Genomic DNA, 13479 nt, shown 5'->3' with positions numbered 1-13479 from the left:
AAGAGAAAGAAAGCCTTGCTAGCGAGGGATGCTAAAATAAATTCAGCATGACGGATGTATAAAGAACGAGGGTGCGCTTCACTGAAGCGCACCCTCGTTCTTTATACCCCGGTTTTTTATGTCCTGTCTTTTAATGGGTAGGCCAATTCTCTTTTCGCCTCGTTAACCACAAAACAACTCTGTAACGAACCTACATTTTTGAGCTTTGCTAGCTTTTCTACAATTAGCTTATTGTAGCCTGCCATATCACTTACCACAATTTTTAACAGGAAGTCAAAAGCTCCCGTTGTGTGGTAGCATTCTAATACTTCTGGAAAACGAATTACTTCATTTTGAAATGCAATGAGCGCTTCGCCGCTATGGTCGTTTAACTGAACCTGAGTAAAGGATATCCAGAGTTCATCGAATTTATTGCGGTCTATAAGCGTTACGCTTCCGGTAATGTAACCAAGATCTTTAAGGCGACTTACACGTTCAAACATAGTGCTGCTCCCCTTATGTAATTTAAGGGCCAATTCTTTATTGGTAAGCCTTGCGTCCTTTTGCAGCAGGCGAAGAATATCCAGATCAGTCTGATCTAAGATGGTTGTATTCATATAACCACGACAGCTTTATATACGTTTAGATGTGATGCAAATAAAGAACATTCAGCTCATATTAACAAATGCAAGACAACAAAATTTGGGGATTACTTACAGTTTTTTTTAAGAGCAAAATTTAATTCTGATGATAAGGGTGCGTTATGAATAATTTGCGGATTAATCGGATATCCAAGGTTATAACAAATCAACTTTAGAACTTTAGCCCATGCAACCGCAGGCTGCAATGTGCTAAGCATGAGAGAAATCAAGATAGAAAAATCCTTTACTAAACGAGACCATGACTCCCTTCGCAGGTATCTGAATGATATTGCGGGGTATCCATTGTTAAGTGCGGAAGAGGAAGTAATGCTGGCTCGTAAGATTCAGGCAGGAGATCTTTCCGCATTGCAAAGGCTTGTAAATTCGAATCTTCGATTTGTTGTTTCGGTAGCAAAAAAATACGAAGGACAGGGCTTGCCCCTTGCCGATCTTATTTCTGAAGGAAATGCAGGCTTGGTTAAAGCTGCGGAACGCTTTGATGAAAGCAGAGGGTTTAAATTTMYCTMYWYKRCGSTMTNKYSGATCNNYYAGYYTATGATGATGGCCATTGGGACTTACAAGCGTATGATCAGGCTTCCTATGAACCAGGTTAACGACATACAGGAACTGTGGCGATCGGAAATGGAGATGGAGCAGAAATTAGAACGGTTGCCTACCGATGAGGAACTCTCTGAATATACCGGGATAGCGCTTGATAAATTAAAAGCCTATCAGTATAGTCCGGGCCATGCAGTTTCCCTGGATACTGCAGGTGATGATGAAGAGAAACCGGGTTTGATGGTGTTTCTTGAAGATACTTCTATAGATGCGCCTGATAAGGTCCTGCAAGCTCAGGATTTAAAGTACAGCCTTAGGAAATTATTAAATCAACTACCGGACAGACAGCGCAGAATAATCCAGCTCAGTTTTGGGCTGCAAGGTAACGAAGCAATGCACCTGGAAGATATTGCTGATCTTTTTGACCTGAGCAAAGAAAGTGTTAGAAAGATCAAGTATCAGGCTTTGCATAACCTTGGCAAGGGGGAGGGGGCAAAACGCCTCAGACAATATTTATAAATGAACATGAAACAGAAAGAATATATACTAATCATTGGAGCACTTGGACAAATTGGAAGAGAGCTAACCGATGAACTACGAGAGAGATACGGAAAGGAAAATGTATTAGCTGCGGACATCAGACCCAAAGAAGATGTTTCTTTTGAGAAACAGCCTTATATGCAATTAAATGTAATGGATAAGGGGGCACTTGAAAGTTTAATAGCTGAAAATAAGTTTACTCAGATTTATCATTTGGCGGCAATGCTTTCAGCAAGCGGAGAGCGTAATCCTCAGGCAGCATGGGAATTGAACATGAATAGCTTATTAAGTATCCTAGACTTATCTGTTAAATATAAAGTAGGAAAAGTTTTCTGGCCGAGTAGTATAGCGGTATTCGGACCTGATTCTGCAAAACAAAATTGCCCTCAGCAAGGTGTTACCGAGCCAAGCACAATTTACGGGATCAGTAAGGCTGCAGGAGAGTATTGGTGTAAGTATTATTTTGAAAAACATGGACTTGATGTGCGCAGTGTACGCTACCCGGGGCTTATTAGTTATACAGGTGCGCCAGGAGGTGGAACAACTGATTATGCAGTAGATATTTTTCATAGCGCAGTAAAAGGCGAAAAGTATGCTTGCTTTTTGAAAGAAGATACGGCTTTGCCAATGATGTATATGCATGATGCAATACGTGCAACATTAGAGCTTATGGATGCTCCATCGGAGTCTTTATCTGTACGTACGGCTTATAACCTGAGTGCTTTGAGCTTTACCCCGAAAGAAATTTATGATGAAATAGCCAGGGAGGTGCCGGGATTTGAGATTTCGTACGCTCCTGATTTTCGCCAACAGATTGCAGATAGCTGGCCTCAAAGTATTGACGATAGTGTAGCGAGTAAAGATTGGGGCTGGAAACCTGCATATGATTTGCAAAAAATGGTGAAAGATATGCTTAGTAATATTGAAGTATATCCATAAGAAAATACAATTAGAAGTAATTGGTAAATTTAGGTTCAAAAGCAGGCAGTATCCGGATGGAGCGCCTGTTTTTTTTTAATGCTAAATTGTTAATTTGTTTATAACATTTATTACAAAGATTGGGTTAAGATTTGTTAAATTAGATTGTAGAATAATTCGAGTCTGTTTTGACAAAAAAGTCCTGTGAGTGGGTGATCCGCGAAGGGCAGGCACAGCATAAGTACAAGGTACAAAAGCCAGCTTCCTAAAGCCGGCTTTTGTGTTTATAGAACTTTGGCGGGCAAATTGCAATAGGGTACAATAAAAAACTGTTATTTGCTGGCCGCTAACAATGCAAGAATCAATAGAAGAAAAGATTTATCTTTTTCAAATGTTACTGGACAACGTACCCGTTGTCATCTTCCGAATAAATAAAGACGGCATATTTACGCGCTCGGTAGGGCTGGGTTTAAAGCTGTTTGGAGTTGAAGATAATGAGTCTGTAGGGAAAAATATTTTTGAATTATMCCCTGCCGTAGGCACACGAATGCGCCGTGCACTGGCAGGCGAATCGCTTAAATTTATCACTGACATGGAAATTAAAGGGAGAGTGATACTCCTTGATGTTACGCTTCGCCCAGATCCGTTTGATTTGGGAGGTGTTATTGGTTCCATTTTAGACATCTCTCAGCAAAACGATGTGGAGCAGGAACTAAGAAAGGCTGAGATAAAATTAGGGCAGACAGTTGAGTTGCTAAATACCGGAGAGGAAATAAGTAAGACAGGTGGTTGGGAGTACGACATAGAAGCAGATCTGGTTTACAGAACAAAAAATATGAAGCTGTTGCTGGGGATTAATGAGGAAACAACTTCCCTAAATGATGCTGCAATTTTGTATGAAGATAATGGTGCTGAATTAATTAGGGAGGGAATGAAAAATGCCATTGAGAACCAGCTGCCATATAATATTGAACTTATACCTAAGGGTACACAGAAGTGCTTTAGGAGCATCGGTATTCCAATAGTTGAGAATGGTAAAACCATAAGAGTGGTTGGAGCTGTAACAGATATCACAGAAATAAAACAGGCTGAACGAGAACTTCTAATGGCAAAGCAAGTAGCCGAAAATGCCGCCCTGGCTAAACAACAGTTTCTATCTAATATGAGCCATGAGATAAGAACACCAATGAATGCGGTAATAGGGATGACCAATCTGCTATTGCAAGAAAACCCTAAACCCGATCAGATAGATAGTTTAAAGATTTTAAAGTTCTCTAGTGAGAATCTTTTGGACCTGATAAATGATGTGCTGGATTATAGTAAAATAGAATCCGGAAAAATTTTATTTGAGGAGATTGATTTTAACTTAATAGAGCTGGTAAATAATGTTAAAGAAACTCATTGTTTGGCAGCAAAAGAAAAGGGGTTAAAGTTTAAAGTAAAGGTAGATTCAGATTTGCCGACCATGATAATTGGTGATCCGACAAGGCTAACCCAGATATTGAACAACCTGGTCAGCAATGCCATTAAGTTTACTAGTTCGGGTTCTGTTATTATTGATTTATCGTTGAACCGTGCAGTGGGTAATCTGGTTGATATCGATTTTGCTGTAACAGATACTGGAATTGGTATTGATGCAGATAAGAAAGATTATATTTTCGAGAGTTTTACCCAGGCAAGCACTGATACGACCAGAGTTTTTGGCGGAACAGGTTTAGGTCTTGCAATAACAAAAAAGATAGTAGAGCTACTTTCAGGAAGTATTTCCGTTAAGAGTACAATTGGCATGGGAGCCAGTTTTTTATTTAATCTGCAGTTTAAGAAAAGTAAAAAGAAGGCGGGCGACACCTCTATTCCTAATATCGTTTCTGATTTTTCAAGTCTTGCTGGTTATAGAATACTTTTGGTTGAGGATAATGAGATAAACATAATTGTTGCCCGCAAGTTTATGCAAAAATGGGGGCTTCATATAGATTGCGCAGGAAATGGTACTGAAGCAGTTGAGAAGGTAATTGACAACCATTACGATCTGGTTTTGATGGATTTGGAAATGCCAAAAATGGATGGTTATGAGGCTACCAAAGTAATAAGATCTATTGGTGATGATAAATTTAAACAGCTTCCAATAATTGCTTTAACTGCATCTCTACTGACAGAAATTAATAAACAGATTTTGGAAGCTGGTATTGATGATTATGTAGCGAAGCCTTTTAGTCCTACAGAATTACACTCTAAAATTAGACAATACTTACATTGATTAAGCCGTTTGCTGTTCTTTTATGAGGTAAACGGATGGAATGGGTAATTCATCCATTTCAGTTTTCTCATCTTGTATTTTAAATCCGTTGTTCTCAAAGTAGTTTAGCAGCGGATTATTTTCATATTCATTAAGCCAGATTGCCTGGTAGGATTTACTAATGCTAATACATTTTTCGAACATAGATTCAATGCATCCGGAGGTAGCATATTTTAAGAGCACACCAAAATCAGCTATTCTAATCGCTTTCTTGTTGTCAATAGAAAGTGGCCGCTTGCCATTTGTTGTAAGGCGTGTATAACCTGCAGCTTCGTCATTGAGGTATACAACCAGCCATTGGTTAGACATGCTGTTCATCTCGTCAATCAGCGTTTCTCCATTAAAATTAAATGCAATGTATTCTTCTAAAGCTGACTGCGTTAAAGTTACTGAGAATTTTTCGCGCGCGATATCTTTGGTAAGATTTATTAAGGTATCTATTCCCTGTTCATTTGCTATTGTAAATTTAGTAATGATCTTATTGTCCATCGTTTTTTTATTTAATAAGCGCTAAAGGTAGCGGGAATGATAAAAAACGAAGGGTACACATTATGAAAGAATAGCCGGTACAGATGTTATTTCAACATTTGGCCTAACTGTTTTAGGGCTTCAATTCTTTTAGGAGAAAGTTGGTCGGCAAATACGATCCTGAAAAACCTGCTATATGTGTTGGAAAATGAAAAGGTGTGCCCAGGTGTAAATCTTACTCCAATATGTTCACATTCATTGTAAAATGTGTTGATGTCAATTCTATCAGATAGCTTGGCCCATATGTTATATCCTCCGGCAGGGCTGAAAACTATGGTGTCATCTGGGTAGCTAGTGGATAATAAATTTAAAGTATGGTAGGCATTTTTAGCTAACTGCATTCGGAGTTTGTGTACATGTCGGTCGTAACTTCCCGTTTGGATAAGCTTATTGACTGTCTCCTGATATATCGGAGAGACTGTGCTGCCTAAAGAGAATTTAATTTGTTCCGCTTGCTGGAAGAATTTACCTGTAGAGAGCCAACCTAGTCGGATACCTGGAGATAGTGTTTTGGAGTAAGACGAGTAAGTTATAACCATACCACTTTCGTCAAAGCTTTTAATTGTGGAGGGTCTGTATCCGCTAAAGTTTAAATCTCCATAGATATCATTTTCTATGATGGCAATATTGTAATGTTGCGCAATTTGAAGTAATTCCTTTTTTTGTATATCCGTTAATAAGATGCCTGTTGGATTTTGGAAATTCGGGGTGACCAGAATAGCTTTAATCGGATTGCCCGAGCAAGCTTTTTTAAGATAAGCTATGTCGAGTCCTGTATAGCAGTCTATAGGAATTTCTATTACTCTTAATTTTAAAACCCTAATCACTTCTAATACGGAGAATACACATGGGCTTTCTATGGCTATAATATCGCCTGCAGTGCAAACAGACGCAAGCGCAATGTATAATGCTTGTAAGGCTCCATCGGTTATGATCAATTCAGCAGGATTAATGGCCGTTTGATAGGTAGCTGCTTTAATAGAAATATGTTCTCTTAGTGATGGAGATCCGTTTGAGGGGTAGTACTTTAACAAGCCAACACCTTGTGCTCTGATGACTTGTTGCATGGTGCGCAAAAGCAATTTTTGAGGTATGATGAGGCTTCCCGGTGCAGCAACATTGAATTCGGAAAGTTTGGAGCCCGGGTTTATCGACGTAATGAGATTTAGATTGTTCTCGAATACAGCATCTCTTATTACAGGTGTGTTTTTAGTTTGTTTGGATTGTTGTGGCCGGGTTAATTTATTGCTCACGTAGTATCCGGATTTAGGGATACTTTGTACAAGACCTTTAATAATTAAATGTTCATAACCATTTTGAATGGTACTTGTACTGGTTTTGTACTGTTCTTTAAGCTCACGTATCGAAGGAAGCTTATGTCCGGGTTTAAAAATTCCTTCAATGATATTACGTTCGATCGTTGAAGTAAACTCCTCAAATTTATATGATCTCATAGGAACTCAAACCTACTCAATTTTTGTAATTTGCAATATAAATTGGTTGAGCAAATGAAAAGTATCATATTAAAAGATTTTGGCAGTGTAGAGAATTTAGTTTATACCGACTTGCCAATACCATCAATAAATGATGGAGAAGTGCTGATACAGGTAAAGGCCATTAGTATAAATCCGGTAGATGTTAAAACACGTGTGGGCAAAGGACGCGCAGCAAAGCTAAAAGAGGAGAATCCTATTGTTCTTGGCTGGGATGTTTCGGGAGTTGTTAGTTCATCAAAATCTGACTTGTTTAAAGAAGGTGATGATGTATTTGGAATGCTAAATTTCCCTGGACATGGGAAGGCTTATGCTGAATATGTAGCTGCTCCTGCAAATCATCTTGCTTTAAAGCCTGCCAATGTGACGCACGAGGAAGCTGCGGCTGCTACTTTAGCTGCGTTAACTGCATGGCAAGCGCTTATTGATCATGCAAAAATAAAGAAAGGGGACCGGGTTTTAATTCATGCAGCTGCAGGCGGGGTAGGAAACTATGCGGTGCAGATAGCAAAACATGTAGGTGCTTATGTAATCGGCACTTCATCTGCAGGTAAAAGGGATTTTGTTTTTGATTTAGGGGCAGATGAACATATTGATTATACAAGCCAGGCTTTTGAAGATGCTACCGGTAATATTGACTTTGTACTTGATACAATTGGAGGTGAGAACATTGACAACTCTTTAAAAGTAATGAGAAAGGGGGGGACAATTATTAGCATTCCATCTGGACAAAACGATGCTGTAGCTGAAAAAGCTACAGCACAGGGTATGATTGGTTATCCGATTATGGTACAATCTGATGGCAAGGAGATGAAAGAAATTGCTGCTTTATTGGAAAGTGGAGCTATTAAATCTCATGTGTCGCAAGTATTTGAGTTTAGCCGGATGAAGGCAGCACACCTCTCACTTGAAACCGGAAAAACTCAGGGAAAGATAATTGTACGGGTTTAATACTCTAGTCTTTTTGTCGTATTTTCGACCATAGAACTGTTTTTTACTTTCGTATGAAATATTTTTACACTCCTCAGGAGCGATTCCGCTACCTTTGTATACACTAAGAGTACAAAAAATATGGTAAGATACGCATTTTTGGCTGTTTTAATGGCCTTTTCTCTATTCTGCAATGCGCAGATTAATTTGCAGCAAGGAAAATGGAAAGCAGCATTGCATCGGGCAGATGGAAAGGAAATACCTTTTGAACTGGGAATTCAAAAGCAAGGTAACGCTACAATTTGTTACGTGGTAAATGATACTGAACGACTTAAAACAGAAATGACATGGATCTCTAAAGATTCTGTATTGATTAAAATGCCGGTATTCGAATCTTCGTTTAGGGTTAAAATTATCAATAAAGATAGTTTAAATGGTGTATRSRWRRAWRGMGGNATCGSTNNTRARGASTTAGTTGTGCCGTTCTCTGCCAGTTCGAAAGCCAGCCGTTTTCCAAAGGGAATTGCAGGTAACGTATCCGTTAAAGGAAAATGGAAGATTGAGTTTACCAGGGCTGATCAATCTGAGCGACTGGCAATTGGCGAGTTTACGCAGAATGGTCAGAAAGTAGGGGGTTCAGTACTCACCCCTTCTGGCGACTATCGTTATCTTGATGGAAAGATCATCGGTGACTCTTTAATGATCTCAACTTTTGATGGTATACATGCACTTGTTTTCTCTGCTAAAATTAAGGGAGATAGCATTAAAGGCACACTTTATAGTGGTGCTACGTCGTTCGAAACATGGACTGCTGTAAAAGACTCCAATGTTAAATTGGAAGCTCCGGTTACTGCGCTTAAAGAAGGAGAAAGTGGTCGCCTGGATTTTAGTTTTAAAGATCTCGAAGGTAATGTGGTATCTATAAATGATAAAAGATTTAAAGATAAAGTCGTTGTCTTGCAGTTAATGGGTTCTTGGTGCCCTAACTGTATGGATGAAATGGCTTTTTTAAGCGACTATTACCGCAAGAACAAAAACCGCGGTGTTGAGGTTATTGCATTAGCTTATGAATTAAGTACYSMWSMRRYARSATCMANAAAAAGCCTGCAAAAGTTTCAGCAACAGTTTAAGGTTGAATACCCAATGCTAATTACCGGTGTTACTGCCGGCGATCCGGAAAAGACAGAAAAGACTTTGCCTCAGTTAACTGCAATTAAGGTGTTTCCAACAAGTATCATATTAGATAAAAAAGGATTGGTAAATCATATCAATACTTCATTTTATGGTCCTGGGACCGGCGAGTATTTCGTGCAGTATAAAAAAGAATTTGAAGCGGTTATGAATTCTTTACTGAATAAATAGGGTATATTGTTTTTTGACAAAATCACTTAACGTTTTGACAAAAAATTATACTATTGATAATGGAAATCAAGCTTTCTTTGAAGTTGATCATTATGCAATTTAATCAGATTATGGAGAAGAGGTATTATTTTAACAGGCTAAACTGGATGCTATTGGTGGGGCTTGAATTGGCTGCTTGTGTGGGCTTATCAAACAGTAGTTCTGCTCAGATCTTTACCAATAAAAACTACGTTACAATTAATCCGGGAGATACGGAGAAGGACATTGTAAAAAAAGCGGCCAATGTAGTTCCTGCCGCCCGGCAATTAAGGTGGCAACAACTAGAGTTAACTGCTTTTATACACTTCGGGATAAATACCTTTACCAATAAAGAATGGGGTGATGGATCTGAAGACCCTAAAATATTTAATCCGAAAGATCTGGACGCACGACAGTGGGTAAAGGTTTGTAAGGAAGCTGGTTTTAAGCAAATTATTTTAACAGCTAAACACCATGATGGTTTTTGTTTATGGCCAAGTAAATACACAGAACATTCTGTAAAAAATAGTCCCTGGAAAGAAGGGAAAGGAGATATTGTAAAGGAAACCGCGGACGCATGTAAGGAATTCGGCATCGGATTTGGAATTTATCTTTCTCCGTGGGATCGCAATTCGAAATATTTTGGTAGCATGGAATACAATAACTATTTCATTAACCAGCTTACTGAATTGTTAACGCAATATGGCCAGATAGATGAAGTTTGGTTTGATGGGGCGAATGGAGAAGGGCCTTCTGGTAAAAAACAGGTTTATGAATATAACAGATGGTATGAGTTGATTCGTAAACTGCAACCTAAGGCTACTATTGCGGTTTCAGGACCGGATGTAAGATGGGTAGGAACGGAAAGTGGCTATGGCAGAGAAACTGAATGGAGCGTTGTGCCTGGTGATGAACTTAAGACTGAAAAAATAGCTGAAAACTCACAACAAAAAGTTGAATTTGCCCCAAAAGATATGATGGCAAATGACTTGGGCAGCAGGTCGAAAATTGCAAAAGCAAAAAGCCTGGTTTGGTATCCAGCAGAGATCGATGTTTCAATTCGCCCGGGATGGTTTTACCATACTGCAGAAGACAAGGATGTTAAATCTCCGGAGAAGTTAATGGATATCTATTATAGCTCGGTTGGAAGGAATGGCGTATTGCTGTTGAACATACCTCCTGATACCAGGGGTCTGATTAGTGATAGTGATATTAAGTCGTTGCAAGGTTTTAAGAAACAAAAGGAAAATACATTTGCTGAAAACTTGCTAGCAGGTGCCGTGATTAAGGGTGGCAGTGCAAAAAAATCAAATGTATTGTTTGATGGTAAAGATAATACAGCCTGGGCAACTAAACCGGGTGACAGTATGGTTGTTATTGATCTTAAATTATCAAAATCAAAGGAGTTTAATTTGTTGCTATTGCAGGAGAATTTGAGGGTAGGGCAACGGGTAGAAAGTTTTGTTTTGGAATATAAAGCTGGAGGTGAATGGAAAGAAGCTATAAAAGGGACAACCATTGGCTATAAACGTCTATTGCGTTTTGCACCTGTTACAGCTTCGGAAGTAAGAGTAAGAATTATTTCATCGAGGTTAAATCCTGCCATTGCTGAAATAGGGTTATACAAGCAGGCAGCTAACGAATCAAAATAATTAGGATAATCTTAGAAAATGGTTTTCAAGATGATTGCGCATTGCATTTCTGAACAATTCAGGGGAGCCATTTTCCAGAATGTCAACTAACCCTTTATGCGATACAAACTTTCCGTAAGTAGTGGGTTTCTTAAGCATGCCACTGGTGTTTACATAGTCAAATATCGGGAGTAGTATTTTCTGAAATTTCTTCATGGTTTTGTTCCCTGTTATTTCATAAAGTTTTGAATGAAAGGCGATCTCATGATCAATTTCAAAAAGATAATCTTTGGCCATTACCGGCTCCTTTTCAACAATGGTTTTTAATTCTTTGATATCTTTAGGTGTGATATTTCGAAATAAGAAGTCGGCCATTCCAATTTCAAGTGTTAATCTGATCTCAAAAATTTCTTTTAAAGTTTCCTCATCCAGAATATAAGGATTCATACTTTTGCTTAGGATGCCAAAAAGATCAGGGCTTGTAATTACAGTTCCCTTTTTCTTTTTAGTCTCGATTAAACCCATCATTCTTAATCGTAATAGGGCTTCTCTTACTACAGTTCTACTTACACCCAGAGAAGAGCAAAGCTCCAGCTCAGTAGGGATACTATCTCCAATTTTAAGTTGTTTCGCCTGAAGAAGCTCAACAAGTTTTGTCTCCACGCGATCTACGAGAGAACTTGTATCAATTTTTCTGATAGAATTAAGTAAGTCCATTATTTGTCTAAATAATTAAGTTCAAATGATGAGAATTGTGCATCCTCTGCAGAGGCTCCTTTGAAATTTAGGCCTGGCCGCGGGCTTCTATCCCATTGGGGAAGAAACTCTATTGAATGTGCTTTATCATCTAAGGATAATTCTTTCCAGTCTAACGATTTTTGTCTCCAGTAAACACGACATGTGAGGTCAGATTTTACCAACATTTTTAATTGAACAGGGATTTCAGGATTGTCAATTATAGAGGTGTTGAGAATGGTTTCTTTATTGTCCTTTACCATCCAGAACTGGACTTTATTGGCTACTATTCCAACGCCTAAGGCGGCATTTGCATCTCCGTAAATGACCAGGCCTTTTAAAGCGTTGTTAGTATTGACAACGGTTGTCGTCATTTCGTAGTTCAAATGAGATGGACGGATGGTTAGTGCAATACCAGCATTGTTTTCTTTTTTAATATTTCCTGATAAATAAAGGTTCCCTTTTTGATGGGCTAATTTAGGTGTGGAGTTTCTGAAATCCCATTGCCAATCTACAGATGGATTTTGCGTAGAGAAATTAGCTTTGAAATTATTGGCTGATGATTTAGTTAATGTCGGTGATAGTTCTTTGAACCCCGGCCACTCATTTTTTCCTGACCAAATAAGCTCGGCAAGCATACCTTGTCGGCCTGTGAAAACACTGCTGGCTTTATTGTAAGCATGGTAAATGTAGTAAGATTTCCCTTCAGGGCTATTTACAAAAGTGCCATGTCCAGCGCATTTCCACCAGTCATTTTCATATAACAAAGGGTTTTTTGGATGGTTTTCATATGGTCCCTGAAAGGTTTTAGATCTGGCAACTCTAACATTATAATCGCATTTACTGCCACAGCAATTTCCAACAGAGTAGAACATGTAATAATAATCGTCCTTTTTCAGGATGCTTTGTCCTTCAAGACCGATGCCCTTCTCGTCTTTCATCATTGTAAATGCATCACCGATTAAAGATAAGCCGTCGTTAGCTAGCTTGCTCCCAAGTATTTCTATTGGTCTGCCATCTAAGCCATAAGCTTTCCAGGTGATGTATAACTGGCCTTTATCGTTAAATACGAATGCGTCTATAGCTTCTTTGCCATACTCAATAATAATTCCATGGTCTTTGAAATCCTTATCTGGATATTTAGAAGTGGCCACCCCAATGCAGGAAATGCCGTCTTTTTTACGTCGTGCGGTATAATATATAAAATAGGTTTTGTTGTGGTAATAATACTCTGGGGCCCAAAAAGAAGCATTTGCCCAGGCAGGAGTTTGTTTGAATACATAGCCTGTTTGTTTCCATGTTTTTAAATTGGTGGATTTAAATATTGGAAAGTGCGGAGCCCACTCCGAAGAGGTACCGATAGAATAGTATTCATTTCCTTTTCGGATAATTGATGGGTCGGCAAAATCTCCTGGAATAACCGCTGTTATTTCCTGTGCAAATAAGGGTTGGACTGTGGCTGTAAATTGGATTACAGCTAAAAAAAGCAGGTATTTAAAAAGTAATCTCATAACCTGCAAGATAGAATTTTACCTTAATTTTTTAACGGTTTATTATGTGTACATTGTGAGTTAATTGAAAAATCATGGAAATTAAGGGGTTAACCGAATCATTGGGGGTGGCAAAGACGAGTTTGGCAGATCAACAACGTAACTTGAAACAAGTTCAAAATCTTGTTGATGACCTGGGAAAGGAAACTCAGACATTTGAAATAAAACTCGAAATATCCGATCTGAAAAAGGACGTTAATAATCAAACGGCTCTAATTGCAGAAAGAGAAAAAGAGATATCTGAACTTGAAGCAAGCATTGCACTTCTAAAGTAGAGCGAATTAATTTTACTTGAATTTT

Annotated in this window: 10 protein-coding genes and 2 pseudogenes; 7 read left to right on the top strand and 5 right to left on the bottom strand. The window is 38.6% G+C overall.

Annotated elements, in window-relative coordinates:
* Positions 1 to 116: 116 nt before the first annotated feature.
* The gene (locus N824_RS17185) at positions 117 to 596 is read right to left on the bottom strand and encodes an Lrp/AsnC family transcriptional regulator (protein WP_048906391.1); all 480 of its coding nucleotides are present in this window, start codon (positions 594 to 596) and stop codon (positions 117 to 119) included.
* 240 nt (positions 597 to 836) lie between these two features.
* Here N824_RS17185 and N824_RS17180 point away from each other — a divergent pair.
* The 3 genes and pseudogenes from N824_RS17180 to N824_RS17170 all read left to right on the top strand — a co-directional run bounded on the left by N824_RS17180 (position 837) and on the right by N824_RS17170 (position 4893).
* Positions 837 to 1697 (top strand): annotated as a pseudogene (locus N824_RS17180) (RNA polymerase sigma factor RpoD/SigA).
* Positions 1698 to 1703: 6 nt separating this feature from the next.
* The gene (locus N824_RS17175; protein ID WP_048906420.1) at positions 1704 to 2657 is read left to right on the top strand and encodes an NAD-dependent epimerase/dehydratase family protein; all 954 of its coding nucleotides are present in this window, start codon (positions 1704 to 1706) and stop codon (positions 2655 to 2657) included.
* 331 nt (positions 2658 to 2988) lie between these two features.
* The gene (locus N824_RS17170; RefSeq protein ID WP_048906389.1) at positions 2989 to 4893 is read left to right on the top strand and encodes a PAS domain-containing hybrid sensor histidine kinase/response regulator; all 1905 of its coding nucleotides are present in this window, start codon (positions 2989 to 2991) and stop codon (positions 4891 to 4893) included.
* Here the strand turns inward: N824_RS17170 and N824_RS17165 are convergent, their stop codons facing one another.
* The gene (locus tag N824_RS17165; protein ID WP_048906388.1) at positions 4894 to 5421 is read right to left on the bottom strand and encodes an N-acetyltransferase; all 528 of its coding nucleotides are present in this window, start codon (positions 5419 to 5421) and stop codon (positions 4894 to 4896) included.
* Positions 5422 to 5507: 86 nt separating this feature from the next.
* A complete protein-coding gene (locus N824_RS17160; protein ID WP_048906387.1) occupies positions 5508 to 6914 on the bottom strand; it encodes a PLP-dependent aminotransferase family protein in 1407 nt (468 codons plus the stop codon).
* 54 nt (positions 6915 to 6968) lie between these two features.
* Here N824_RS17160 and N824_RS17155 point away from each other — a divergent pair, with 54 nt between their 5' ends.
* The 3 genes and pseudogenes from N824_RS17155 to N824_RS17145 all read left to right on the top strand — a co-directional run bounded on the left by N824_RS17155 (position 6969) and on the right by N824_RS17145 (position 10915).
* Positions 6969 to 7904 carry an NADP-dependent oxidoreductase gene (locus N824_RS17155; RefSeq protein WP_048906386.1) on the top strand — a complete coding sequence of 312 codons (936 nt, stop codon included), beginning with the start codon at positions 6969 to 6971 and terminating at the stop codon, positions 7902 to 7904.
* A 120-nt stretch (positions 7905 to 8024) separates the two neighbouring features.
* Positions 8025 to 9245 (top strand): annotated as a pseudogene (locus tag N824_RS17150) (redoxin domain-containing protein).
* 59 nt (positions 9246 to 9304) lie between these two features.
* Entirely contained in the window at positions 9305 to 10915 is a 1611-nt protein-coding gene (locus tag N824_RS17145; RefSeq protein ID WP_235207172.1) for an alpha-L-fucosidase, read from the top strand.
* On the opposite strand, the gene N824_RS17140 is transcribed toward N824_RS17145, so the two are convergent.
* Together N824_RS17140 and N824_RS17135 are read right to left on the bottom strand one after the other, a co-directional pair.
* Complete coding sequence (locus tag N824_RS17140; protein WP_048906384.1) at positions 10916 to 11611, bottom strand: FadR/GntR family transcriptional regulator; 696 nt, start codon at positions 11609 to 11611, stop codon at positions 10916 to 10918.
* Positions 11611 to 13140: a glycoside hydrolase family 43 protein gene (locus tag N824_RS17135; protein ID WP_084498370.1), complete on the bottom strand. Its 1530-nt coding sequence runs from the start codon at positions 13138 to 13140 to the stop codon at positions 11611 to 11613. The genes N824_RS17140 and N824_RS17135 overlap by 1 nt, the downstream gene beginning before the upstream one ends.
* 74 nt (positions 13141 to 13214) lie before the next feature.
* On the opposite strand from N824_RS17135, the gene N824_RS17130 reads away from it, so the two are divergent.
* Positions 13215 to 13454 carry a hypothetical protein gene (locus tag N824_RS17130; RefSeq protein ID WP_048906382.1) on the top strand — a complete coding sequence of 80 codons (240 nt, stop codon included), beginning with the start codon at positions 13215 to 13217 and terminating at the stop codon, positions 13452 to 13454.
* Positions 13455 to 13479: the final 25 nt, after the last annotated feature.

Origin of the sequence: Pedobacter sp. V48 (assembly GCF_000523515.1) — a bacterium.
Lineage (GTDB): Bacteria > Bacteroidota > Bacteroidia > Sphingobacteriales > Sphingobacteriaceae > Pedobacter.
The sequence above is the reverse complement of the archived record's forward strand: the minus strand, read 5'-3'. Positions and strand labels throughout refer to the sequence as shown.